This is a genomic window from Peribacillus phoenicis, from assembly GCF_047238085.1.
GTDB lineage: Bacteria > Bacillota > Bacilli > Bacillales > DSM-1321 > Peribacillus.
The window spans coordinates 5,089,806-5,115,268 of record NZ_JBDFMF010000001.1; the positions used below are offsets into that span (position 1 = coordinate 5,089,806).

Here is a 25,463-nt window from a genome sequence, read left to right on the forward strand (position 1 = left end):
CGTTCCACATGAAACATTTTCATTATAAAAAAGGCATTCACAGTTCTGCTTGAACTGTGGACGCCTTTTCTTATCCTTTAATTTTCTTAATGAAGACTACTTTTAAATAATTCCCTTCCTTATACTCAGGAATTGTTTTAAAATCAGCCGGCAATGAGAATTGTTCCATGATTTCATACTTTCCATTCATTTCCTTGAAAGCAACATCAATGAAGTTCTTGAATTTTTTCATGTCGAACGTACTGCAATTAGTTGAGGCGATAATGACCCCATTGTCTTCCGTAATGGAAATGGTATCCTTCAGTAGATTCGTATAGTCTTTTCCGGCACTGAAAGTAAACTTCTTCGATTTGGCAAAGCTGGGCGGATCGAGGATGACCATTTCGAATTTCAAAGCCTTCTTCACTGCATATTTAAAATATTTAAAAACATCCATCACCACGATATTGTGGGCTTCGGGATCTATTTCATTCACACTGAACTGCTCGATCGTCTTTGGTAAACTGCGATTCGCCAGGTCGACACTCGTTGTTTTAATAGCACCGCCTAAAGCGGCAAACACGGAGAATGCCCCCGTATAGGAGAACATATTCAACACGGTTTTCCCTTTGGCGTATTCATCGCGGATTTTCCTTCTGACATCGCGTTGATCAAGGAAGACACCGACCATTGCCCCATCATTCAGATAAACAGCGAAATGGACTCCATTCTCCTTTACAAGAAGCGGAAATGCCGGCTGTTCCCCCAAGACAAAATCATCTTCATCCACGTACTGCCCCTTTGTATCAAAGCGTTTCTTTTGATAAATCGATTTGACCTCGACCGTTTCCTGCAATGCCTTAATGATGTAGTCTCTAAAGGAATATATCCCTTTGCTATACCAGCTAATGACATAGTGACCATCATAATGATCAATGATTAAACCGCCAATTCCATCACCTTCCCCATTAAACAAGCGGAAAGCTGTAGTCTCCCCATCTTCAAAAAAAGACTTTCGGAATTCATAGGCTGCCTGGATTTTGCCGTTAAAGAAGGATTGATCGATCTTTTCATTTTCTCTTCGGGTCAATACCCAGCCATAGCCCTTATTCTGTTTACCATAATAACCTTTTGCCAGAAAGCGGTTGTTTTCATCCACCAAACGCACCAAGGCCCCCTCTTCCTGAAGGTCATTAAGGTTGGCTATCGATTCTTTAACAATCAAGGGAAAACCCTTGCCGATTTTACTCACGTACTTAGCTTTCACTTTTATATCTATTTCTTTTCCCATCTATATCATCCTATCTATGCAAATGCTTTCCTCCCCATTTTACCCTAATCCCTTTATAAATAAAAACCAGCCCGGTTCCTTAACCAGGCTGGTTTCCAAGAAAACTTTGATTATGAAACTTCTAAATGAAGATCTCCTGGCTTAACTTTACCCATCATCTTCAATACCCGATGCAATGCCAGTGTGATCACAGCTGGCAATACCATACCCACTGCCACATAAATCAAAAACGTGTACAGCCCCTGACCAGTTATGATGGCAATCGGGGCAATCATTGAACTTAACCCCATGCCTCCAAGCTCATATGGCACTTGAAAGTCGAATGCCAAGGTTGCGATAGGCGCACAGATGATTGCCGCCACAAAAGGAGGAATTACATATAATGGCTTTTTGATCAAGTTAGGAAATTGGACTTTTGGCGTAACGACCATCTGTGCCAGGAACCCGCCCATATCATTATCTTTATAAGACATGACAGTGAACCCGACAAACTGAACCGTACATCCGATTAGGGCTGCAGCACTGGAAACGGGATCTAATTGCAGGGCGATCGCCAGTGCTGCGGAAGACGCCGGTGTCATCAATAAAATGCTCCATACCAAGGCTATGACCATGGAACCGATTAAGGGAGAACCCTCGACCGCAGCGGTGGTTTGACTGCTTATCCATGTTAGGAGCGGAGTGGTGACAAGAGCCAGGCCATATCCCGAAACTCCACCGACAAGAACTGCTCCCATTGGGATGGCCATGATGTCCAACTTCGTTTTGCCGATTAGGCGCTTACCTATATATGTTGCAATTACCGCTGCCAAGACAGCACTTAGTGGCTGACCCGTAACAATCGTGAAGGCACCCTCAGCAGTTCTGTGAATGGCAGCACCCCCAACAGCACTTGAAGCCATGGCGCTAAAGATAATTAATGAATTTCCTCCTAGCTGATATGCGATACCTGCTCCTAAAGCTGGCGCTAGCAAGACCTTTGCGGCCCCGCCTATTGCCAGGAAGACCTCCCAGCCTAAATATCCCCCTATTGATTCAAACAATAACCCGATCCCTAATGTAACCAAAACAGCGTTAGCTATCCCTGTTGATGCCTTGTACATTCGATCGCTGATGTATTCTTTCCTGCTCACTTTATCTCCACTCCTTATTAATTATCAGAATATTCAATTTAGTAAAATCGAAAAAAAAATAAAGGTCTTCATTTAAAAAACCTATTAAGTATATCGTACCGCTACCTAAATGTCTGTTAATGTCTGTTCGTATAATAACATGAATTTTCTGATAATGTAAGTGATATTTTTATTCTAATAAAATAAAAGCGCTTTCAAAATATAAAGGTTTAACACATTACGATCAAATAAAAGCTAATAATTTATTATTTTAAAATAAGTTATCCCCTTTTAAGAATGTCTACATGGAGCTATTTCGGTACATTTTCGACAAAAAAAAGAACCCTTAAGGATTCTCTCAACTAGCTGGATTTATGACTTTTCTAATAAATACCCATCCTATTTTTGAAAACCTTCCAATTTTGCAAAAGTGTCCTTCAAATATTGGTAAAACAATTTCTCTGTTGGCATCAGTTCCCTATCAGTCGGAACGATGACCCCTACAGCCCTGGTTACAGATGGATCCTCCAGCGGCAATTTAACCGTAAAACGCGGCAAGCTATCAATCAAGGAAATCTCAGGTATCAAGGTTATACCCAGACCTGCTGCCACCAGTCCTTTTATGGCATCAGTATCCTTCCCTTCAAATGCCACTTCCGGTTCAAAGCCATGCAATTTGCAAGCTTTCATAACGAGATCCCTTAAAACATAACCCTTTGGAGATAAGATGAACGGATTTCCTTGAAGCTCATTCAAGGATAATGATTTCTTTAGGGCCAAAGGATGGCTTTCTGGTAAAAGGGCAACTAAGTTCTCAATAAACAGCGTTTCACCTTTGATTTTCTTTTCATTCACCGGCAGCGGACCGATCAATGCCATGTTAATGTTACCTTTAATCACAGAATCTATCAGGTAGCGATATGAACCTTGTTTCAATGTGAATTTCGCCTGCGGGTAACTTTCCCTGAAGTCGGAAATGGCCCTTGGCAATATATAAGAAGCTAAACTGCTGGGAAAGCCGATGCGGATTGTCCCTTTTTCCGGATCCAGACACTCAGCCATCTCACGCTTGGCACGATCGATAATATCCATAGCTTGTTCCATATGAGCTAAAAATGTATGTCCTATTGGCGTTAATCTAATCTTTCGGCCTTCCCTGATAAATAAGGGCACACCCAGCTCTTCTTCTAAATTGTATATTTGGCGACTGACAGCAGACTGGGCAACATGCAAATCCACTGCTGCTTCCGTCATATGTTCACGCTTTGCCACTTCAATGAAATACTCGATTTGTCTTAATTCCAATCTAAGCTCCCTCTTTCATATCAAAACAGCATGTTATTTATCTAATATTCAGATTGTTTATTTCTTTTTAAAATTATACCATGAAAGTATCATATAAAAACCGATAGACTTACCCTATTTAATATTTTATGTATTTATCTAAAGGAGAGAGAACAATGACCACTTCACAGGAAGTTGAGCATGAGGAATTGCAAGTTGCCAAAGAGTTCGTAAGTCAAGTATACGCACAGGTAAAGGAGCGTAACCCTCACGAAAATGAGTTCCATCAAGCTGTAAAGGAGATATTCCTTTCACTGATCCCCGTTTTTGCAAAACATCCTGAATATATGAAAAGCGGGATATTGGAGAGGCTGGTTGAACCCGAAAGAATGATCACCTTCCGTGTTTCTTGGGTTGATGACCTGGGCAATGTTCAAGTAAACCGTGGTTTTCGTGTGCAATTCAACAGTGCAATCGGACCATTCAAAGGCGGTCTCCGATTCCACCCCACTGTCAATTCCAGCATCATAAAGTTTCTTGGTTTCGAGCAAATCTTTAAAAACTCTCTTACTGGCCAGCCGATCGGTGGGGGAAAAGGCGGGTCGGACTTCGATCCAAAAGGAAAATCGGATGCAGAAATCATGCGTTTTTGCCAAAGCTTCATGTCGGAACTATCTCGCTATATCGGACCTGATACAGACGTACCAGCTGGCGACATCGGAGTCGGTGCAAGAGAGATCGGTTACCTGTTCGGTCAGTATAAAAAGATGCAGGGCAGCTACCATGCCGGTGTTCTAACCGGTAAAGGCATAAGTTATGGCGGAAGCTTGGCCCGTAAAGAAGCGACTGGATATGGAACGGTTTACTTTGTTGAAGAAATGCTAAAAGACAAAGGGTTACAATTCCATGGCAGCACCGTCGTTATCTCCGGATCTGGCAATGTATCCATTTATGCCATTGAAAAAGCTACACAGCTAGGCGCAAAAGTTGTTGCATGCAGCGACTCCAATGGCTACATATATGATGAAAATGGTCTGAACCTGGATACAGTACGACGCCTAAAAGAAGTGGAACGAAAACGCATGAGCGAGTATGTCGATGCGCACCCGGAAGCTGTATATCATGAAGGGAGCTACGGCATTTGGTCTGTACCATGTGACATCGCATTGCCTTGTGCCACACAAAATGAAATCGATGAAGAAGCAGCAAAATTACTGATCAAAAATAATGTGAAGGCAGTCGGTGAGGGTGCTAATATGCCTTCAACCCTTGAGGCCATTGATGTTTTCCTTAATAACGGCATCCTTTTTGGACCAGCAAAAGCGGCCAATGCAGGCGGCGTAGCCGTGTCGGCACTCGAAATGGCCCAAAACAGTGCCAGGATGCCTTGGACTTTCGAAGAAGTCGATGCCAAGCTGCATGAAATCATGAAGAACATCTATAAAAACAGTGTAGAGGCTGCAGAAGCATATGGTGAGCCTGGCAACTTAGTTGTTGGGGCCAATATTGCCGGATTCCTTAAAGTGGCGGATGCGATGCTGACTCAAGGTATACTCTAGCAATCAGTTGATTTAGGAGGCGGTCCGACATGGGCCGCCTTACTTTTGTAAAAGAATGATCTCACTTTCTCACCTCTCTCATTCATATCAATTCAAGCTGAATATCCACAATCAGATAACATCAACGGAATTAAAAAAGGAGTGCCGGAAAAGTTCCGGCACCCTCATTGTTTGTATGACAATCATTCTTTGGTGACCAATTTCAATGGAACGGATATTGTGTCATCCACTTTGTCGCCTTTTAAGATTTTTTCAGCCGCATTAACCGCTTCTTCACCGATAAGTGCCGGTTGTTGGGCGATTGTAGCATTTAGTTCACCATTTTCAACTGCTTTCAATGCATCATCATTTCCGTCAAAACCAACTACGATGATGTCTTTTCCAGCTGCCTTGATTGCTTCAATGGCTCCTAGTGCCATTTCATCATTATGGGCGAATACCGCTTGGATGTCTTTATCGCCTTGCAGGATATTTTCCATGACGTTAAGCCCTTTTGTCCGGTCGAATTCCGCCGTTTGGCTTGTCAGGACATCTAACTGCTTGTCCGCAATATTGTGGAAACCTTTCCCGCGTTCACGAGTTGCAGATGCACCAGATACCCCTTCAAGTTCCACTACTTTCGCTTTTTCGCCAAGCTCTTTAACTAGATATTCTGCAGCCATTTCCCCGCCAGCCACATTATCGGAAGCGATGAACGTTTCAATGTCTCCTTCGTCTGAAGATCGGTCAATCGTGATAACGGGAATGCCCGCTTCATTAGCTGATTGAACGGCTGAAGATATTGCCGCAGAGTCAGTAGGATTCACAAGAAGGACATCAACCTTTTGAAGGATTAGATCTTCAATTCCGCTGATTTGTTTTGCCGTATCATCTTGGGCGTCAACAACTGTGACTTTCATGCCTTTTTCTTTTGCTTCTTTTTCAATACCATCTTTTAAGGAAACGAAGAATGGATTGTTTAAAGTAGAGATGCTGACTCCGACTTTCACGTCTTTCATGGAGTCTTTCTTTTCTTTTTTATCATCTGTTAGACCAGAATCCATTGAACAGGCAGCCAAGACCATTAAAGAAAGAACCATGATGATCGATACTATTTTTTTCATTGATTACACCTCTTCTTATGATTTTTTACGGTCAAGTAAGACCGCGATTAATATAACTGCACCTTTTACCACTTGCTGGTAAAAAGAGGATACACCAAGTAAATTCATGCCGTTATTCAAGGTACCGATGATCAGGACACCGACCAGCGTACCGAACAAGCGCCCTTTACCGCCTGAAAGGCTCGTTCCGCCCAGCACTACGGCTGCGATGGCATCCATTTCATAGGATTGGCCTGCCGTCGGCTGTGCCGAATTCAGACGGGATGTCAAAATGGCACCGGCAATGGCCGCCATCGTACCGGCCAGACCATAGATGGCCACCTTGACCCGGTCAACTTTAATCCCCGAAATACGGGAAGCCCTTTCATTTCCTCCAATGGCATAAGTTTTACGGCCAAAGGATGTTTTATGAAGCAGGAACCATAGGATTAAGAAAGCGATGACCATCACAACGGCCGGTACTGGCACTCCAAGGAAGTAACCTCTCCCAAGCATCTGGAACATAACGGAATCGCCAATTCCTGTAATCGGCTTTCCATCCGTATACACAAGCGTTAATCCCCGGAAAATCGTCATGGTGGCCAGTGTCACGATGAAAGGGGCCATTTTTCCCTTTGAGACGAGTATCCCATTGATTACACCCATTATTGCACCTAGTAGAATGCCTACTAATATTGCTAAAATCGGATCTAATCCCGAGACCATCATACCAGCCATAAGTGCGCTGGATAGAGCTAAAATGGAACCGACGGACAAGTCGATGCCGCCTGTCAATATGATAAAGGTCATTCCAAATGCAATAAGTGCATTAATGGAGGTTTGACGCAATAAATTCAAAATATTATTCGGTTCCATGAATGATGGATTTAAAACGGTTATTACGATAAATAAAAGTACCAGGGCGAGTAACGGACCGAATTTCTGCCAAATCCCGCTTTTCCCTGTAGCCTCAAGTTTCATCCTAGTTCCCTCCTGTCGCCAATGCCATAATTTTTTCTTGCGTCGCTTCCTGCTTTAACAATTCCCCAGCAATCTCACCTTCGTGAACGACAAGGATTCTATCACTCATTCCAATGATTTCCGGAAGCTCTGACGAAACCATGATGATGGCGATGCCTCGCTCCGTCAATTCATTCATCAACTCGTAAATTTCACGTTTTGCGCCAACATCTATGCCTCTGGTCGGTTCATCCATAATTAAAACTTTAGGGGAAGTGCCGATCCATTTGGCTATTACCACCTTCTGTTGATTTCCTCCGGATAGATTGCCGATGACCGTTTCAGCAGAAGATGTCTTTACATGAAGTCGCTTAATCATCATTTCGGCAAAGTTCATCTCATCTTCCGTTTTTACGATTCCGTTAGGAGCAAAACTTTTGAGATTCGGCAAGCCGATATTTTCCCTTACAGAAAAGTCCAGGATCAACCCCTCTTCTTTCCGATTTTCCGTAATGAAAGCCAGGCCGTGTCGAACTGCATCCGTTGGTTTTCGTATGGAAACCTTCTTGCCTTCAATGGTGATTTCACCCCTGTCTATTTGGTCGACACCAAAAAGGGCGCGCATTATTTCTGTTCTTCCTGCTCCCATCAATCCGGCGACACCGACAATCTCACCTTGGCGAACCGCGAAATGGATATCTTCAAAAAGCCCCTTTTTAGTTAAACCTTTTACATCAAGGACTATGTCGCCAGGATTCGCTTCACGATGAGGAAAACGGTCCTCCAGCTCCCGCCCTACCATTTTTTGAACGACTTCATCGAAATTTGTATCTGCAATTCTTTTCGTATCGACGGTTTTTCCGTCACGCATTACAGTGATCCGGTCACAAATGGCGAATATTTCTTCCATCCGATGAGAAATATAAACAAGCGAAACACCCTTTTTGGTAAGTCCCTTCATCACTTCAAAGAGCTTCTCTATTTCTCTATCAGTTAAAGCTGCTGTGGGCTCGTCCATGATGATGACTTCGGCATCCGTCATGAGCGCCTTGGCAATTTCAATCATTTGCTGTTCCCCGACAGAACACAATCCGGCTTCCTTATCAAAAGGAAGGGAAATATTAAGTGTTTTAAAAATCTCGTTTGCACGCGCTTTCATTTGTTTCGTCTTCAGGACGCCGAAGGCATTCACCATTTCCCTGCCGATAAATAGATTCTCCAGCACGGTCATTTCTGGCCAAATATTCAATTCCTGACGAATAAAGGCCATTCCTGCCTCTTCCGCTTCCTTTGAATCCTTGAATGAGGTTTCTTTACCGTTAATCTCAATCGTCCCTTGATCTTGTTTATGCAGCCCGGTCAAAATGTTCATCAAGGTTGATTTCCCCGCACCATTTTCCCCCATTAGTGCATGTACTTCCCCAGCCTCTAAAGAAAAATGAACACCTTCCAATACCTTGTTTTGACCAAATGCTTTATAAATATTGTGCATTTCGATTTGCATGCTCATCATCTCATTTCTTTAAAAGAATACTCCAGACTGCAATATGCAATTTGAATATGGCGTCGTCTCCCCGGTCCGGATTATTGCTTTCGCGTTACTTGTCAGCCTTTTAAAATCCTCATGGGAAACATATTCAATCGCTGCTCCGAATTGCTGCTCCATGTATTGATGCTGTTCCGGGTTTTTAACCTTCACTTCTGTGGCAGCGATAACTTTTTCAACAACCATATCTTCGTGAACCGCCCGGACGACATCTTGAAATGATGGTGTTCCAGGCGTCAATGCTAAATCTATCTTGCATACTCCGGGTGGCACCGGCAGCCCAGCATCACCTACGACAATATAATCGGTATGACCAAGGTCAACCAGGACCTTGGCTATTGAACTATTGATGATTCCTTGACGTTTCATGCTTCAAAGCCCCTCTCGACCTCTAACCTTTGCGGCATGCCGCCTTGTGCGCCTAATTTCGTCACGGAAATGGAGGCTGCCCGGTTCGCGAACAACAAACATTCGTCAAAACTTTTTCCTTCTGCAACAGCCACCGCAAAGGCAGCATTGAAAGTATCCCCTGCCCCTGTCGTATCCACCGCTTCCACTTCAAAACTTGGAACAACCTTTTCTTCATGTCCGTCAAAATAACGGACGCCATTTTTCCCTTCGGTAATGAATAATTTATTTGGATACTCAGTCAAGACTTCCGTTCTATCTCTCCCATTGAATAGTATCTCGAATTCATGTTCATTCGGAGTAAGGAATGATGCCTGTTGAATGACTGCCTCGCTTAGCTTGCGGGCGGGAGCTGGGTTCAATAGTAATCTCTTTTGAAGCGTGTTGCACAAGTCAGCCAGAAACTCCACCGTTTCCTCAGGTATTTCCTGCTGAACCAACACGATATCCGAATCTTCTATTACCTTTTTCGCCTTTTGTACATATTCAGGAGTAATGAAATCATTCGCACCTTTTACGACAATAATGCTGTTATCACCTTCCGAAAGGGTAATGTGTGCTGTCCCGGAAGCAGACCCTGTAACCGGTTCCACATACTCCGTGTTTACATGATTTTTTTTCAGGTTTTCTAAGATGATCTCTCCATAGACATCATCTCCTACACATCCAACCATCGACACTTCTGCACCAAGACGTGCCGCTGCAACAGCCTGGTTGGCTCCCTTTCCTCCAGGAACCGTGATAAAGGACTCCCCTAAAACCGTTTCCCCCGCCATTGGCCGTTTGGCTGATGTCACCACTAAGTCCATTGACGAACTTCCGACTACTGCAATTCTAATCATGTCTTCTCCGCCTTCCTTCTCGTTGTTTGTCTCTCCACAAAAGAAACAGGGAGCTTTTTATGTGTTACTTCCATTTTTTCTTGATTGATCCTTTTAATTAGCATTTCCGCCGCTTGTGCCCCCATCTCATAGGCTGGCTGCCGAATTGTCGATAAAGGCGGGTGCAATAACGCTGTGAAGGCGATATCATCATAGCCGATCAATTGTATGTCTTCCGGTATCCGTATTCCCCGTTTTAGTATCTCTTGAAGTGCGGCGGCTGCAACAATATCATTACAAGCAATAATTCCATCGGTTTCCGGATATTGCTCGAAAAGCTGCTTCACGCATGTTTGGCCGCCCTGAAGAGTTAGGGATGAATCCATGACTTGCACGTTCACTTTTGCTTGTTTCAATTCTTCCAATGCTGCCATGTACCGTTCATATACAGGCTTTATTTCGACTGGCCCCCTAATGAGGACGATATTCGTACTGCCTCTATCCAGCAATACGCGTGCTGCCAGCTTACCGCCTGTCTTTTGATCGGAATAAACAGCTGGTAACTTGTCAGCTGTACGGTCGAGAAGGACAACTGGAATATCCAGATTATCGAAATTTTCATTGGCTTCTTCACTAGTTGAAGCAATCATGCCCACTACATTATTTTGCAGGAATGTGTCGATATATTCTATTTCTTTATCTCTCTTTTCATCACTATTTCCAAAAATTAACCGATAACCAAATTGCTGCAGATAATCCTCGACACCTCTTGCCATTTCTGGGAAGAAGGGATTCGTAATGTCCGGCAAAATCAATCCAACCAATTTGGATTTACGTTTGTAGAGGGATCTTGCCACTTCATTCGGTTTATAATTCAATTTTTCAACAGCTGCCATGACCACCTTTTTTGTGTCCTCATGTGCATAACCACTGCCATTCATAACTCTGGAAACCGTTGCCACAGAAACTCCAGCTTCCTTTGCCACATCCCGAATAGTTGCCAATATATCACCCTCAATAATTTTGTGTAACCGTTTACACATAGCTTATCACCAATTTAAATGAACGGCAAGCCCTATTCCAAAGATAATTTTTAGGGAATTTGACCCAAAGAGGATAACACAATCCTACTTTTATGCGTACATTTCGTCTCTTTGAGTTTCCCATATATAGGTTTAACATCCTCATTACTCAAGACTTAAGCTATTTAAATCATAAAAGACTGTAGACAACAGTAGTTCTACCTAACCGTTAAAACTAAGTTGATTGGAGCTGAAGGGAGGAGACTCCTACGGGGAAAGCTTGTCCAAGGGAGACCCCAGCACCGAGGGCGGAACGCCGTGGAAAGCCAGTACCTGGAGCGGAAATCAACGGTCAAATTGTTAAAACCATAAGAAAACTGGCTCAAAAGTCTGAGCCAGTTTAACTTTAAAGCGATTTTGCAGGTAACTTTTCATAAAGGGCATTATTCACATGCCCAAACTCAGATGCATGCGGACGGTCTTCACCATCGCTATATCCATATTGAAGCATCCGATTTCTATTCAGGCAAAGTTTTGTTAATTTTGGCGCAAAGAAATTGAATGTATCGAAACGATCCTGTAACATAGGGAATTTTTTCTGATGTGTCAGGATTGTTCGGGCGACGCCTTCCCAGAAAGCATTCTCATCCAAAAGGGACCTCTTCATGAGAAGTGTTGACAAGTATCGGAAATGACAGATGAACAGTCCCGTGAAAATGAATTGAACCAGCCCCTCTGGAGTCTCACTTCTTAGTACTTTCCTTAAATCATCAGGAAGGCTGCTTAATTCAGGAAGCGGCTGATCACTTACGTTTACATCATCTACAAAATCCTTGATGGCCAAACGGTGAGGCTTGTAATCCTTCAAAACTAAAATGGTATTTTGACCATGCGGCGAGAAGACCAATCCATATTGATAGATAAAATGCAGTAATGGGGATAGGATGACGTCGAATAATTGAGCTGTCCAGGCTTCTGCAGTCAATCCCGATTTTTCAATAAGGCTTTCCACATATGGTTTACCTTTGCTGTCTACATGTAAAAGGGACGCAAGCGTAATGGGCTTTTCGCCTTCTTCCATATAACTGTAAATACTTTCTCTCCAAATCCCCCCCAGCATCTCTAAATATTGATACGGTACATTCTCTAGCTTGGAATAATACGGGTGATCAACATTTAAACTGGCCACTTCACCAGGAAGCACTACTTTGCATTGTTCTTTCAAGAATGAATCATTTTCATAAATGTTCTTTATATACGTTGTGATTTTTGGGGCAATGACCGTGCGTTCAGCTGGCAATCCACGGTAGACTAGCGTATTTAAAATGCTCATCGGCAGCTTGACGTGGTGTTTATCCTTATTCGATACATTAACAAATGTCCGGATGGATTGTTGCGGCAGATACTTATCAGGACCATTTCCCAAAGCTACGATCAGCCCTTTAGCCAGGTCATCGGTAAAGTTCTGGATGATTACATTCTTCCACTGCCATTCATGAACTGGGAGGTAGTAATAGTTTTCTGCGTTCAGCCCTTTTTCTGTCAATATCTTTGCAAATGATTTTTGGGTTTCCCCATCCAGTTCATTCTCCATCAGTTGCTTATAGGATAACGTTTCGACTGAATTGAACTCACCCCTCGTTTTATGGACGGCAATCCAGGATAACTGAACTTCCTTCTGGTTTTCTGGGGCGAACTGCAAATAATCATCATAACCGAAACCGATTCTTCCCTTGTTATAAGCAATCCAAGGGTGACCGCTCATTTCTCCTTCAAGTAATGCATAATCCAGTTCAACTAAATCATCCGCATCTTGTTCAGGTTTGGATAGCAATTGGAGATCCGCAAGCAGCGTATGATGGAATTCCTTGATTAAATGTCCTGTTGTTTCTGCAGTCATCCCAATTAACGGCTGGATGTCCAAAATGAATTGAATGGCATCCTTGGCCTGTGTAAAACCTTCCGTTTCACATTCCTGGATCGACTCGGCCTGTACCTCATAGCTGTCAAAAAGACGGGGCGACGCCAAAAATCGATAAGATTTCCCCTCATTTATCTTTAACTCATATAGATTCCCTGCTGCGTTTTCGTTCAGGACAGCTGGATGGATCATATCTTCATACATATACTCAGAAATCATCTTTGCCAGCAGGTTTTGGTTTACTATCGACCAATTTTTTTCTGAAACTGCCTGTTCCACTTCATTTATGAACTGCATATAATTCTCCCCTTCCTTCTCTTAGTAAGCCATGACGGGTGTTTTTACACGGAATGACTGAAATGCACCCTTTGGCTTCGATGGATAAACTTCTTTACCTGCCAATTGATTGATGATAATCGAATTTCGGAATGCTCCTAAGCCTAGATCCGGAGCACCCACACCATGTGTATGTATCTCGCCATTTTGAATAAAAAGGTGATTCGGTGTAGAGATGGCCGTTCCTACCCGATAGTCTTTCGTTATTGCAAGACGACCCAAGTCATCGCGGACTAAATGGTCCTCCATGGTTTCAAGGAATGCCGGAAGGGTTGATTTATAGCCCGTCCCAAAAACGATCGCCTCTGTATCCACATCAAATTCGCTATCTTCTACCCACTGTCGGCATTTCAATTCCCAGCCCTTATCAGCAGGGTTAACCGCCGTAACTTCCGTCATTGCCCGAAGTTCAATGGACAGTTCGGCATTTCCAATCGATTTTTCATACATCTTGTCAAAAATTGCTGCGATTGTAGTGGCGCTGATGCCTTTATACAATAAATCCTGTTTCGGCAGGATTTCATCCTTCTTTTCCTGCGGCAGCCGATAAAAGAAATCAAGGTAATCCGGCGTGAAGTATTCCAACCCGAGTTTTGAATATTCCATAGGGAAAAATCCCTTTGATCTTGTATACCAGTTTAGCTGGTAGCCATTTTCCTCCTGCTCATTAAGCAGATCCAGAAAGACCTCGGCTGCACTTTGTCCAGATCCGACAACCGTTACGGATTTTTTCTTTAAGATATTTTCTTTATTCCGTAAATAATCGGCCGAATGCAGGATGCTCTCTCCCATATATGGATGAAAGGCCGATGGAACAGTCGGGGCGCTGCCAATTCCCATGACTACATGACGGCTATAATAGACTTCGATCTTTTGTGATTGTGCATCCCTAACACTGATTTGATAGCAGGGTTCATCTTGATCCCCTATATATTCAACCGCCTCCACCGCTTTTCCAAAACGGCAGCTATCAAGTTGACGGGCAGCCCAGCGGCAATAATCGTTATATTCTTTTCGCGGAATCAAGAATTTTTCAAGGAAGTAGAAATGATAAAGCCGATCATGCTGCTGTAAATAATTCAGGTAACTATATGGGCTTGTCACATCTGCCATGCTAACCAAATCGGCAAAGAACGGTACTTGCAGAGTTGTCCCTTCCAACAGCATCCCTTCATGCCAATTAAATTCCCGCTTTTTCTCAAAAAAGACGGCATTCAACTCCGGGGTTTTCTCCAAAAGGGCCGCAAGTCCAAGATTAAATGGACCTATCCCTATCCCTACCAGGTCATAGATAGATTGTTGCTTCTCCATAGTTCCACTTCCTCTCGAAATTCTCCCGTGTACATGACATTAGCAATGCTGTTTTGTCTGGGAGCTCAATCTCTTTAATTGGGGTAAACCCGCACTTTTCAAATAAATGAATCATCTTTGCATTCCTGATATCCGGTTCTGCCATCACTTTGTTTGTTGTTGAAGTCAGTAGTTGGAATTTCACCATTGCACGTAAAAACGGCAAAGCCAGTCCTTTTCCTAGATAATCCGGATCACCAATGAGTAAATGAATGCCTTGATCTCCCTCTTCGGATTCATAATAATCTTCGATGATATCGCCTTTTACCCAATACGATTCCCAATAGCTCATGGGAATGGATTCCAGACAGCCTAAATAGAGTGTTTGGTGTGTATCAGCCAATGCCTTTTTTAAATGAACAGCGAATTTTTCTTTTGTGAAATTCAAATTCCAGTAGGGTATCACATGATCTTCATGCATCCATTTATGCAATGTATCCAAATCCCTCTCAAATTCAACTTTGACAAATGAAAGCTGCTGATTACAGTCCTTAAGCATTTCTTCATAACTATTTTTCATGGACGGTCATAACCCCCTGCGCAAACGGATTATCAATCGTTGTATAAACGGATTGTGTCTCAAGTGAACCGACAAGCTCATCCATATCATGAAATCGTGTCAGTAAATTAGCCTTACAAGATAATTCCCTGGCATGAAGCAATTTTGAAACAACTCGATTCAAACCTTCATCTCCGCTTTCCGTGCTGCATGTTTCCAGTTGTTCCTGAACGAGCTGTAACAGTGTTTTTTCTGATACTAATCCTTCCGTACCGAAATTATTGATTAAGCCTAATAAGTGATTAAAAAAGAAATAGTATTGCAGTCTTTCTTCAGCGACTTCATCAGAACAAATCGTGAAGCTTTTTTCACTTAGTTCAGGCAAGATCTTCAGCAGCCTGTCCACTTTGGACTCACAATAGTAATACCCTTGATTATCACGATAATAAAAAGTGGCTGGATACCCATCTTGAAGTTGAATGATGGAATTTTGTTGATGGGCCTCCAAAACAATTCCATACTCTTCAAATAGCCAAAGCATCGGTTTCAATGTCATTGACAGATAGGTTTTGAACCAATCCTTACTCACTTCTTCGGTACTGCGGTTTTCATCAGCTGATAATTTGCGGATGATCGCTCCAAGTCTTGATGGGGCACCATATGCATTATCCTGACATAAGCCGGCAATCAGGCTTGCTTGTTTAGCGTTTTCATAAAAAGGATTTTCCCGAATATCAACATCGAATCCTGATTCTTGCTCGGTCGTTTTGATCGTTAGGTAAGCAGGGTCCTTGATGATACGGAATGAGGGGTGCCGTTCTTTTAGATCGTCGCCCACTTTAGAATCTATTAATTTTGCAATTTCCACACCACGATCCAATTCTTTTTGCAGATTTGCACGTAAGGAATTCGTAATTTTAACCGGAACGGAAAATTTGTACATATATCTCGATGTGGCACTATATACCGTTCTAAATGAAGAGGTGGCCGTGAATTTTTTCCCGAGCGGTCCTGCATAAACTAGTGTCCCTTGCTCGAGTAGCCTCTTGACCTCTTCTTTTTCGATAAGCACTTTTGCCTGGAGAGGGTGTGCCGGGATGATGATATATCGGCTTTCCTTTTGGCAATACGTTCTTCGGAATTCACTGGAAATCTCCAAGTCACCGGCTAATTCCTGTTTAATGATCTCACTTGCCGATGTGACTTCACTGGAATCCTGGATGACAATTGAAGGTTCTGCCAGGAAGTAGTGCAGCTGAAACTCCCCTTTTAATTCTGGTGAATAGATCCATTCATCTTTTTCTGAAATTCCCTGCTTGCTTTTCGGTGTCGGGTGGAACAGGTGCCCGAATAATAGAGACTGCTCTGCTTCGATGTAGGTGAATTCAGGACTTTGAAGTGCATCAACGTCTTCAGTCCTGGCTTCAACATACCGTTGAATATTTTGGCTGCTTAGGATTACGCGCAGCATCAACTCATCTTCACTATCCGTCCGGCCCTGCTCATTCAATAATTCTTTAGAAACAATCGAGACCATTGTCACGTAATCTAATTCATGCACTTGTTTGGATGCAGTTTGATAGTAAATCGGGAAGTTAAAAATATGACGCCCCGTTTCCGACCAATATTTAAGCGGAACAAGCAATTCAATATCTTGGGATATGAGCTTACTGACCATTAATGAATCCGAAATGGATCCCTCCAAATTCGGCCAGTTTTTCGTTTCTTCTAAACTGCAATTTCCGGTTTCCCGGAAATAACAATTCAGAAAGCTTTGCATCGTCGCCCTTTCAGCTATTTGCTTACCATTCATATTCATTCCTCCATCATCTTGAACATTTCACCTAATACTCGAATTTCGTCTAAAATTTCCTCTATGTGTTCAAGCCTTGTCATTGGATTCAATAGTGTCATTTTTAAATATACCTGGCCTTCAAAACGAGTTTTTGCTAAAAATGCACGTCCGCTTATCAGTAATTCTTGCTGAATATGTTTATTTAATAGATTTACTAACTGATCACTTTCTCCTTCGGGATTATAACGGAATACAACCGCATTCAATTCAGGGTCTTTATTCAATACTGTGAATCCTTCCTCTTTATCGATCTTCACAGCCGCTTCACGTGCAAGGTGACAAGTATAATCGATCATTTCGGCAAAGGCATCCAGTCCAACGACCTTCAATGACATCCAGAGTTTCAGTGCGTCGAACCTTCTCGTCGTTTGAACCGATTTATTGACTAAGTGAACCATGCCCTCCGCTTCATCTTCCTGTGGATTCAAATAATCTGCGTGATGCTGGATATATTGAAATGAGTTGCTGTCAGAGACAAGAAAAGCACCACAGCTGATGGGTTGATAGAATAATTTGTGAAAATCGACCGTAATCGAGTCGGCCCGTTCAATTCCGCTGATCAACTCTTTGTAATCCTTACTTAAAATCATCGCGCCTCCATATGCGGCATCCACATGCAGCCATATCCCATTCTTCCTTGCAGCTTCGGACAATTCGTGTAACGGATCGATTGAACCAAAATCCGTGGTTCCACAAGTTGCAACGATGGCAAAGGGAAGTAAACCCTGTTCCTCTAATTGCAGCAGTTGTTGATTTAATTCAGCTACGGACAGACGATGATTTGAATCCGTTTTAATCGTGATTACAGCCTGTTCACCAAGCCCCAGCTGTGCCGCTGATTTACGAACCGTAAAGTGGGCAGCCTCGGAGCATAAGATCCGTAATTTTTTCGCCTCGACCGGCAAGCCATGCTGTTGAACGTCAACACCCCAGACACGCTTACAATAAGCGTCCCTAGCCAATAGCAGGCCCATATAATTAGATTGGGTTCCACCGCTTGTGAAAATCCCATCTGCTTGTTCCGGCAACCCTACCTGACTGCACAGCCAATCTATTAAACGCTCTTCAACGAAGGTTGCAGCCGAGCTTTGGTCCCATGAATCCATGGATTGATTCAACGTACCGATAATCATTTCGGCAGCCACCGCAGGGATTAATGTCGGGCAATGCAAATGTCCGATACAAGCAGGGCTGTGTACATTGATGCTGTCATTAATAACAAACTCTGCCAGCTCATCCGCTACCGCTTCCATTGTCTTTCCTTTTGGAGAAGCGAGGGTCAGCTCGCTTAATCTTGCTTCGATTTCATACGGTTTTTTCCCAGAGTATGGTGAATTATTACCTTTTAAAAAGCTGGTCAGCTTTTTTTCAATGATGTTTAATGACTGGCTGTAGTTATTGAAGCCTTCTTCGTTATTCAAGAACAATCGAGAATAAGCAAAATCCGTTTTATTTATCATTTCGATCATTGGTCATTCACCCTCTTGCAACAGCTGCACGAACAGCTTGTTCGAAAATTGCAGTGGCCTCGCGAAGCTGGGATTCCGTTACGATCAATGGAGGCAAGAACCTCACTACACTTCCATGTCTGCCGCCAACTTCCAGAATCAACCCTCTTTTAAAACATTCCTGTTGAATGGCACTGGCAAGTTGCGAATCAGCAGGATGGCTCCCATTCGCATTTTGCGGTTCTTCATGATTGATCATTTCCACACCGACCATTAATCCCCTGCCCCTGACATCCCCGATCTGCTGAATATCTTTTTGCAAATCTTTAAGAATATCCTTTAAGATTTCTCCCATTTTAGCGGCATGGTCCACAAGATTCGTCTCTTTCATGTATTTTAAAGTAGCTGTTCCTGCTGCCATCGCCAATTGATTTCCGCGGAACGTCCCGATATGTGCACCTGGTGACCATAGGTCCAGCTCTTTGTTATAAATCACTACCGATAATGGAAGACTTCCGCCTATTGCTTTGGATAGTACAAGAACATCCGGAACGATTCCTGCATGTTCAAAGGCAAACATTTTCCCTGTACGGCCGATACCTGATTGAACTTCGTCGATAATTAACGGAATGCCCTTCTCTTTTGTTATTCTTCTGATTTCCTTAAGCCATGGAATTGGTGCTGGAATGGAACCTCCCTCGCCTTGTACTGCCTCCAAAATCATTCCTGCAGGTGCCAATAATCCTGATTCGGGATCATTCAATAGATTTTCGATATACTGGCTGCTGATTTTATGGCTTTCTTCTCCGCCTATTCCGAAGGGACAGCGATATTGATAGGGATACGGCAGAAATTGTACATCTGGCATTAACCCTTGTACTTTTTCCTTTGGTTTTGTATTGCCGCTGATTGACATCGTTGCATGCGTTGCCCCGTGGTAAGCTCCTTGGAAGGATAAAATGCTTCTATTGCCTGTAGCTGTTTTAACAAGTTTAAGAGCTGCCTCAATGGCATCTCCGCCAGTTGGACCGCAGAATTGAATTTTTGCATTTTTCCTGAATTCCTCAGGCAGACATTCAAAAATTTCATCGATGAACTGCTCTTTGATCGGCGTCGTAAAGTCCAATGTATGTAAAGGACGTTTATCTTTAAGAACTTTTTCCATTGCTTCAAGCACGGCCGGATGATTGTGTCCGAGCGCTAATGTTCCAGCCCCGGCAAGAAAATCAATATATCGTTTTCCATCCATGTCTGTTAGGTAAATTCCCTCTGCTTGATCGATCGCTATGGGTAATCTTCTAGGATAAGATCGGGCATTTGATTCCCTTGTATTTTGTTGTTCCAGTAGTTGATCATTTTTTGTAAGCGTATTCGTTACCATAGTGAACCTCCAGTATTGAATTAATTGAGAATAATTATCATTATCATGGACCTTATTTTACTGATAATGATAATTATTCTCAATGAGTAAATTCACTCATTTTTCTTCTATTAATTTCCAATAAAATTAAGAAAAGGTTAAAACTGGGGACTATTCTCTATTTATCTATTGAATATAAAAATGTTCTTAAGGTTTTATTAAGATTCTGTTAATAAGCTGAATGCAGTCAAAAACCAAGGAAAAGGAGGAACAACAACGATGAATGGTTTAAAGGGAAGGCGTGAACTCAAACATGCAATCACCAAGGCGGATTGTCATTTATTAAGAAAAAATCTACAAAACTTCATGAGGCTTGATCCCCATGGTCTGGATGGGAAATATTTAATTCGAAGTGTCTATTTCGATAACTTTGACAATAAAATCCTGCGGCAAAAAACAGAGGGATTCTATCACAGGGATAAGTTCAGGGCTAGACTTTATAATCATAATGCCGATTACATCAATCTAGAAAAAAAGAGTAAGCGGAATAACCTTACCTATAAACAGAAGTGCAGGCTTTCTGCCGAGGAATACGAACGGATTCGTTCAGGGGATATAGATTGGATGTCCGAGGATTCAAGGGCTATTCTCAGGGACTTATACGTTCAAATGACCCTTTTCCAAATCAAGCCGACGACCGTCGTTGACTATGAAAGGGAGGTATTCATCTATGAGTACGGAAATGTGCGGGTCACCTTTGACAGTAATGTGAAAACGAGCTATCGGGATACGGACTTCCTGAATCCCGAATTAATCGTGGTTGATGCTTTAGACCCAAATTGTGTCATCCTGGAAATAAAGTTTGATGAATTTCTTCCGGATATCATCAAACAATTGTTATCCATCATCGATACTAGAAAAACAGCTTTTTCAAAATACCAACTAAGCAGAAGATACGGCTGATTGCAGCAAACACATAATATTTGGAGGAATAGCAAATGGATACGACGACAACTAGCACCACTTTTAATGATATTTTCAAATCCAGCTTTTTGGACAAGACCGAGAGCTTTTCAATCATTGACTCCCTAATCGGATTACTGTTGGCATTTGCCATCGGATTGTTCATTTACGTCATTTATAAGAAGACCTTTTCCGGTGTGATGTACTCACACAACTTCAATATATCCCTCATCATCATGACAATGGCCACGGCTTTGATCATCATGGGCATATCAACGAATATCGTTATCTCCCTTGGTATGGTCGGTGCACTCTCCATCGTACGATTCAGAACGCCTATCAAAGATCCCATGGACTTGGTCTTCCTATTCTGGGCAGCGGCCTCCGGGATTTTATGCGGGGCAGGACTAATTCCGCTGGTTATCATCGGTGCCATCTTAATAGGTATCGTCATGCTCATATTTGCCAATCGGATCACTGTTGAAAACCCATTTTTATTAATCGTTAAATATTCAGATGCGTCAATTGAAAAAACGTTGGAAGAAATGATATCCAACAAGGTGAAAAAGCATTCCGTCAAATCGAAATCCGTCATGGCGGATAATAACCTCGAAGTGACATATGAAATTCGATTAAAAGATAATAATGCGGAATTCATTAATCAAGTCAAGGACATGAACAGCGTTCACTCTGCCATCATGTTAAGTTATGATGGCAACTTCACAGCTTAAGATAGATGGCGGACATAAAACTCCATGCCCACCCCTCTATATAAGACTACAGGAGGAAGGAGCCAAGGCGTGTTAAAAACAAGATATGTAGTAGCGACCATTGGATTATTGATAATGATTTTTATAGCAGTGATGTTCTTCCTTCCCAATCTTCAAGTTGAAAAAGCCACTAAAGGAAATACTTATACAACATCTGTATTTGACCAAAGTAAGGTGACAACCGTTGATATAACATTGGCTGAAGAGGACTTGGATTCCATCCTGGATAACCCCACTGAAAAGGAGATCGTAAATGCCGATGTAACGATAGATGGGGAGACGGTTAAAAACGTGGGATTTCGCACCAAGGGAAACCTGTCCTTGAATTCCGTTGTTCAAATGGGAGATTCCGATCGTTATAGCTGGAAGATAGATTTTGATTATTATCAGGAAGATCAAGATTTACACGGCCTGAAGAAGTTGGCCCTCAACAATAATTACAGCGATCCAACCTATATGAGAGAATACCTTTCCTATGAATTAATGGATAAGATGGGCATAGCGACTCCAGGACATTCCTATATGTACGTGACCATCAATGGAAAGGAATGGGGCCTTTATCTAGGGGTGGAGGCTATAGAGGAAACCTTTCTAAACACCAACTTCACTGATGGCACAGGTGATCTCTATTATCCGGATGGTACGGGAAGCGATTTAAAGTGGATCAGCGAAGACATTGATGACTACTCAGGATTAAACTTGAAAACAAACGATAATTCGGACCAATCCGCCATGATCAAAATGCTTGATAGCATCAATAATGGTGGGAATCTGGAGGAAGTCCTGGATGTCGATGAGATGCTGCGCTATTTCGCAGCCAATACTGCCCTTGTCAACCTCGATCACTATCAAGGAGATAAAAAGCACAATTACTACCTGTATGAAGAAAACGGGGTCTTTTCGATATTGCCTTGGGACTATAATATGTCATTTGGCGGTTATTCCGGAGGCGGCGGGCGACTGGCAGGCGCCTCTGATCAAGAAACCGCTGACCAAAAAGATGGAACGGCTGCTGAGGGTAACGCCGATGGCACTAAGCAGGATGACAAGGAACTCCTTGGAGGGGCACCGAATATGAACGGTGGCGGAATGATGGATATGAGTTCAAATTTCATGAATGAAAGTAATATCAACTTCAGCATTACCGAGCCTGTTTCAGGTACGACCCTTGAAGAGCGCCCTTTATTGAATGCCCTGCTTTCCAACGACGAGTACCGTGAAAAATATTATGATTATCTAAATGACATTGCCACAGATTTTTTCTCTGAAGAAAATATGACAGCAATGACGACTGAAATTTCTACTTTGATCACACCATATGTGAAAAAGGACCCGACCAAGTTTTATACAATGGACGAGTATACAGAAGCAACGTCAGGCGAGGAAACCCTGGTTGACTTCGCTGTCATACGTGCTGAATCAATCTTGGCACAGCTTTCAGGAGACCTGGTCGTGGAAGCCGAGACAGAAAGCAGTATGGGCGGCGGAGCTCCTAATATCGCCGATGACGCAAATGCAGGTCAGCAACCACCAAACATGGGCGGCGAGAATGGGGCGGCGATGCAGCCTCCTGACATGGACCGGGGCGGGAATGGTGCACCTCCTGGTATAACAGGGAACATGGCCCAAAAGGGGGCAGGTAACAGCAGTTCCTCAAAAGATACGATCATTCTATCTTCCGTGCTTCTAATCTTATTATTAGGTGCAATTGCTTTCGCCCACTTCTTTAAACGAAGAGGTAAAAAAGGATGATAGACTATCCCCCTCCAATACGAAAAAGGTATTTCAAAATATTCGGGATACCTTGCAAAAGAGGTTCTATCTAAATTTTATAACAAAGTTGATTGGAGTGTAAGGTGCGAGACTCCTGCGGGAAAAGCGCGTCTAGGGGAGACCCCGCAGGCTTAAGCCGAGGAGGCTCCCGGACCGCCCGCGGAAAGCGAGTACCTGGAGGGGAAATCAACGGTCAAATCGTAAAAGCCATAAAAAAACTGTGGGCAAACTTTATTTTCATCGAGTTTATCTACAGTCTGAGGTATCCCAATTTATTCGGGATGCCTTTTTTATTGATGTAGCCTATGCCTTTTCCGGGCTATTCCTACACATTTGAATTATTTTTAGCTGCTAATCAATATAAAATACCCTTATTTGGTATAAAATAGTAAAATAGAGAGGTAGATGAACCTCTATCCTGAGGATTGTTCACTTGTTTATCATTTGATTTTAGTGGGTAAAGATTTCCATTATTACTTTATCCGATCGCATTAGTTTCACTTTTGTTAAAACAGGTCGGTGTCAGGGGGGGAACGGATGAAAAGAAATCATACGATGATGCAATTTTTTGAGTGGCATCTTGAGGCAGATGGTTCTCATTGGGAAAGATTGAAATATGCAGCCTCCAAGTTGAAGGATATAGGAATTGACTGCGTTTGGCTTCCGCCAGTCACCAAAGGGCAATCCGTTGGGGATAATGGATATGGAATATATGACGGTTACGATTTGGGGGAATTTGACCAAAAAGGAACCGTTCGTACCAAATACGGAACCAAAGATGAATTGCTGCAAGCAATAGCCACCTGTCATAACTACGGACTTTGCGTTTATATCGATTTAGTCATGAACCATAAGGCAGGAGCTGACGGAACCGAAAAATTCGAGGTGATTGAAGTCAATCCAGACAACCGTATGGAAGATATTTCAGAACCATTCGAAATGGAAGGCTGGACCAAATTCGATTTTCCGGGACGTAAAAATAAATACTCTGACTTTAAGTGGAACCATACTCATTTCAATGGTACAGACTATGATGCCGAAAACGACAAAATGGGTGTATTTCGCATCACAGGCGAAAATAAGCACTGGAATAAGCATGTCATCGATGAATTCGGAAACTACGATTATTTAATGTTTGCCAACATCGATTACAGCCTGCCGGAAGTTCGTCAGGAAATGATTAGCTGGGGAAAATGGATGGTTGATACGTTAAAGTGTGATGGTTTTCGTTTGGACGCCGTTAAACATATCGATTATGAATTCATCAACGAATTTCTCCAAGAACTCATTCCTTATACAAAGGAACATTTTTTCATGGTCGGCGAATTTTGGAAGGCGGATGTTAAAGCCTGTCAAACTTACTTAGAGCAAACCAATCATGACCTCAACTTGTTCGATGTTTCCCTGCATTATAAATTTCATGAGGCCTCAAACGCAGGAACAGACTTCGACCTCTCAACCATCTTTGATGATACCCTCGTCCAAACCAATCCAGCAGAGGCTGTCACTTTTGTCGATAACCATGACTCCCAGCCTCATGAATCCCTGGAGTCTTGGGTAAAGGACTGGTTCAAGCCATCGGCATATGCACTTACCTTGCTTAGACTTTGCGGTTATCCGTGTGTCTTTTACGGAGACTATTATGGAATCGGCGGACCTTCTCCGGTGCCTGGGAAAAAGGATATCCTGGATCGCCTATTATTCGCTAGGTATGAAAAAGCTTACGGAGAACAAACCGATTACTTTGATGATCCAAATACGATAGGCTGGGTCCGGCACGGAGTTGAAGAGCTAGAAGGCTCGGGGTGTGCGGTCATTATCTCTAATGGAGATCACAACAGTGAAAAAAGGATGTTCGTCGGTGAACATCGGGCTGGTGAAATCTGGAGTGATTTAACCTATCATAGAGATGACCACATCACCATTGAAGAAGATGGGTTCGCGACATTCCCCGTTCATGGAAAAAGCGTATCCGTATGGGCCTTGAATAATCCACTCTAAAAAGAGATAGCAAGGAACGGCATGTCTTTTGCAGATATGCTGTTCTTTGCTGATTACACCACCCTAGAAGATTTGGAAAAAGATAATTTTTCCATTCCGGTCAATCATGGTAAGATAAGGGAA

The 25,463-nt window shown here is 42.7% G+C and carries 20 protein-coding genes; 5 read left to right on the top strand and 15 right to left on the bottom strand.

Annotation, left to right across the window (positions count from 1 at the left end; all coding sequences use genetic code 11):
* Nucleotides 1-70: 70 nt before the first annotated feature.
* From ABC374_RS25250 to gltC, 3 genes are all read right to left on the bottom strand, one after another.
* Nucleotides 71-1,270 (bottom strand): class I SAM-dependent rRNA methyltransferase, encoded by a 1,200-nt coding sequence (locus tag ABC374_RS25250; RefSeq protein WP_413020087.1) that lies wholly within the window; start codon nucleotides 1,268-1,270, stop codon nucleotides 71-73.
* Nucleotides 1,271-1,380: 110 nt separating this feature from the next.
* A complete protein-coding gene (locus ABC374_RS25255; protein WP_413020436.1) occupies nucleotides 1,381-2,373 on the bottom strand; it encodes a PTS sugar transporter subunit IIC in 993 nt (330 codons plus the stop codon).
* Between the two features lie 408 nt (nucleotides 2,374-2,781).
* Nucleotides 2,782-3,687 (bottom strand): glutamate biosynthesis transcriptional regulator GltC, encoded by a 906-nt coding sequence (gltC, locus tag ABC374_RS25260; RefSeq protein WP_413020089.1) that lies wholly within the window; start codon nucleotides 3,685-3,687, stop codon nucleotides 2,782-2,784.
* Between the two features lie 155 nt (nucleotides 3,688-3,842).
* Between gltC and gdhA the strand changes: the two genes are divergently transcribed.
* Nucleotides 3,843-5,225, top strand: coding sequence for an NADP-specific glutamate dehydrogenase (gene gdhA / locus ABC374_RS25265; protein ID WP_413020090.1), 1,383 nt, complete (start codon nucleotides 3,843-3,845; stop codon nucleotides 5,223-5,225).
* A gap of 182 nt (nucleotides 5,226-5,407) precedes the next feature.
* Here gdhA and rbsB read toward each other — a convergent pair whose 3' ends face one another.
* The 12 genes from rbsB to ABC374_RS25325 form a co-directional block, all read right to left on the bottom strand.
* A complete protein-coding gene (rbsB, locus tag ABC374_RS25270; RefSeq protein WP_350300788.1) occupies nucleotides 5,408-6,328 on the bottom strand; it encodes a ribose ABC transporter substrate-binding protein RbsB in 921 nt (306 codons plus the stop codon).
* 15 nt (nucleotides 6,329-6,343) lie between these two features.
* Nucleotides 6,344-7,288 carry an ABC transporter permease gene (locus tag ABC374_RS25275; protein ID WP_101223945.1) on the bottom strand — a complete coding sequence of 315 codons (945 nt, stop codon included), beginning with the start codon at nucleotides 7,286-7,288 and terminating at the stop codon, nucleotides 6,344-6,346.
* Between the two features lies 1 nt (nucleotide 7,289).
* Nucleotides 7,290-8,771, bottom strand: coding sequence for a sugar ABC transporter ATP-binding protein (locus ABC374_RS25280; RefSeq protein WP_350300789.1), 1,482 nt, complete (start codon nucleotides 8,769-8,771; stop codon nucleotides 7,290-7,292).
* An 18-nt stretch (nucleotides 8,772-8,789) separates the two neighbouring features.
* Nucleotides 8,790-9,182: a D-ribose pyranase gene (rbsD, locus tag ABC374_RS25285; protein WP_034316088.1), complete on the bottom strand. Its 393-nt coding sequence runs from the start codon at nucleotides 9,180-9,182 to the stop codon at nucleotides 8,790-8,792.
* Nucleotides 9,179-10,063, bottom strand: a complete 885-nt coding sequence (rbsK, locus tag ABC374_RS25290) for a ribokinase (RefSeq protein ID WP_350300790.1) — start codon at nucleotides 10,061-10,063, stop codon at nucleotides 9,179-9,181. The genes rbsD and rbsK overlap by 4 nt, the downstream gene beginning before the upstream one ends.
* Complete coding sequence (locus tag ABC374_RS25295; RefSeq protein ID WP_413020092.1) at nucleotides 10,060-11,046, bottom strand: LacI family DNA-binding transcriptional regulator; 987 nt, start codon at nucleotides 11,044-11,046, stop codon at nucleotides 10,060-10,062. The genes rbsK and ABC374_RS25295 overlap by 4 nt, the downstream gene beginning before the upstream one ends.
* A 424-nt stretch (nucleotides 11,047-11,470) precedes the next feature.
* Nucleotides 11,471-13,282 (bottom strand): IucA/IucC family protein, encoded by a 1,812-nt coding sequence (locus tag ABC374_RS25300; protein WP_413020093.1) that lies wholly within the window; start codon nucleotides 13,280-13,282, stop codon nucleotides 11,471-11,473.
* A gap of 21 nt (nucleotides 13,283-13,303) precedes the next feature.
* Nucleotides 13,304-14,632 carry a lysine N(6)-hydroxylase/L-ornithine N(5)-oxygenase family protein gene (locus ABC374_RS25305; protein WP_413020094.1) on the bottom strand — a complete coding sequence of 443 codons (1,329 nt, stop codon included), beginning with the start codon at nucleotides 14,630-14,632 and terminating at the stop codon, nucleotides 13,304-13,306.
* Nucleotides 14,607-15,191: a GNAT family N-acetyltransferase gene (locus ABC374_RS25310; protein WP_413020095.1), complete on the bottom strand. Its 585-nt coding sequence runs from the start codon at nucleotides 15,189-15,191 to the stop codon at nucleotides 14,607-14,609. The genes ABC374_RS25305 and ABC374_RS25310 overlap by 26 nt, the downstream gene beginning before the upstream one ends.
* The gene (locus tag ABC374_RS25315) at nucleotides 15,181-16,983 is read right to left on the bottom strand and encodes an IucA/IucC family protein (protein WP_413020097.1); all 1,803 of its coding nucleotides are present in this window, start codon (nucleotides 16,981-16,983) and stop codon (nucleotides 15,181-15,183) included. The genes ABC374_RS25310 and ABC374_RS25315 overlap by 11 nt, the downstream gene beginning before the upstream one ends.
* A 2-nt stretch (nucleotides 16,984-16,985) precedes the next feature.
* Nucleotides 16,986-18,494 carry a pyridoxal phosphate-dependent decarboxylase family protein gene (locus ABC374_RS25320; protein WP_413020098.1) on the bottom strand — a complete coding sequence of 503 codons (1,509 nt, stop codon included), beginning with the start codon at nucleotides 18,492-18,494 and terminating at the stop codon, nucleotides 16,986-16,988.
* 7 nt (nucleotides 18,495-18,501) lie between these two features.
* On the bottom strand, nucleotides 18,502-19,854 hold the full coding sequence (locus ABC374_RS25325) for an aspartate aminotransferase family protein (protein WP_413020099.1): 1,353 nt from the start codon (nucleotides 19,852-19,854) through the stop codon (nucleotides 18,502-18,504).
* A 258-nt stretch (nucleotides 19,855-20,112) separates the two neighbouring features.
* Here ABC374_RS25325 and ABC374_RS25330 point away from each other — a divergent pair, with 258 nt between their 5' ends.
* From ABC374_RS25330 to ABC374_RS25345, 4 genes are all read left to right on the top strand, one after another.
* A complete protein-coding gene (locus ABC374_RS25330; protein ID WP_413020100.1) occupies nucleotides 20,113-20,796 on the top strand; it encodes a polyphosphate polymerase domain-containing protein in 684 nt (227 codons plus the stop codon).
* A 35-nt stretch (nucleotides 20,797-20,831) separates the two neighbouring features.
* Nucleotides 20,832-21,527 carry a DUF4956 domain-containing protein gene (locus ABC374_RS25335; RefSeq protein WP_133350739.1) on the top strand — a complete coding sequence of 232 codons (696 nt, stop codon included), beginning with the start codon at nucleotides 20,832-20,834 and terminating at the stop codon, nucleotides 21,525-21,527.
* A gap of 69 nt (nucleotides 21,528-21,596) precedes the next feature.
* Nucleotides 21,597-23,318, top strand: a complete 1,722-nt coding sequence (locus ABC374_RS25340) for a CotH kinase family protein (RefSeq protein WP_413020101.1) — start codon at nucleotides 21,597-21,599, stop codon at nucleotides 23,316-23,318.
* A gap of 558 nt (nucleotides 23,319-23,876) precedes the next feature.
* On the top strand, nucleotides 23,877-25,340 hold the full coding sequence (locus ABC374_RS25345; protein WP_057278262.1) for an alpha-amylase: 1,464 nt from the start codon (nucleotides 23,877-23,879) through the stop codon (nucleotides 25,338-25,340).
* Nucleotides 25,341-25,463: the final 123 nt, after the last annotated feature.

Coding starts and splice junctions, on each gene's coding strand:
- ABC374_RS25250 (WP_413020087.1), bottom strand. CDS start 1,270: ATGGGAAAAGAAATAGATATAAAAGTGAAAGCTAAGTACGTGAGTAAA.
- ABC374_RS25255 (WP_413020436.1), bottom strand. CDS start 2,373: ATGTACAAGGCATCAACAGGGATAGCTAACGCTGTTTTGGTTACATTA.
- gdhA (WP_413020090.1), top strand. CDS start 3,843: ATGACCACTTCACAGGAAGTTGAGCATGAGGAATTGCAAGTTGCCAAA.
- rbsB (WP_350300788.1), bottom strand. CDS start 6,328: ATGAAAAAAATAGTATCGATCATCATGGTTCTTTCTTTAATGGTCTTG.
- ABC374_RS25275 (WP_101223945.1), bottom strand. CDS start 7,288: ATGAAACTTGAGGCTACAGGGAAAAGCGGGATTTGGCAGAAATTCGGT.
- ABC374_RS25280 (WP_350300789.1), bottom strand. CDS start 8,771: ATGCAAATCGAAATGCACAATATTTATAAAGCATTTGGTCAAAACAAG.
- rbsD (WP_034316088.1), bottom strand. CDS start 9,182: ATGAAACGTCAAGGAATCATCAATAGTTCAATAGCCAAGGTCCTGGTT.
- rbsK (WP_350300790.1), bottom strand. CDS start 10,063: ATGATTAGAATTGCAGTAGTCGGAAGTTCGTCAATGGACTTAGTGGTG.
- ABC374_RS25300 (WP_413020093.1), bottom strand. CDS start 13,282: ATGCAGTTCATAAATGAAGTGGAACAGGCAGTTTCAGAAAAAAATTGG.
- ABC374_RS25305 (WP_413020094.1), bottom strand. CDS start 14,632: ATGGAGAAGCAACAATCTATCTATGACCTGGTAGGGATAGGGATAGGT.
- ABC374_RS25310 (WP_413020095.1), bottom strand. CDS start 15,191: ATGAAAAATAGTTATGAAGAAATGCTTAAGGACTGTAATCAGCAGCTT.
- ABC374_RS25315 (WP_413020097.1), bottom strand. CDS start 16,983: ATGAATGGTAAGCAAATAGCTGAAAGGGCGACGATGCAAAGCTTTCTG.
- ABC374_RS25320 (WP_413020098.1), bottom strand. CDS start 18,494: ATGATCGAAATGATAAATAAAACGGATTTTGCTTATTCTCGATTGTTC.
- ABC374_RS25325 (WP_413020099.1), bottom strand. CDS start 19,854: ATGGTAACGAATACGCTTACAAAAAATGATCAACTACTGGAACAACAA.
- ABC374_RS25330 (WP_413020100.1), top strand. CDS start 20,113: ATGAATGGTTTAAAGGGAAGGCGTGAACTCAAACATGCAATCACCAAG.
- ABC374_RS25335 (WP_133350739.1), top strand. CDS start 20,832: ATGGATACGACGACAACTAGCACCACTTTTAATGATATTTTCAAATCC.
- ABC374_RS25345 (WP_057278262.1), top strand. CDS start 23,877: ATGAAAAGAAATCATACGATGATGCAATTTTTTGAGTGGCATCTTGAG.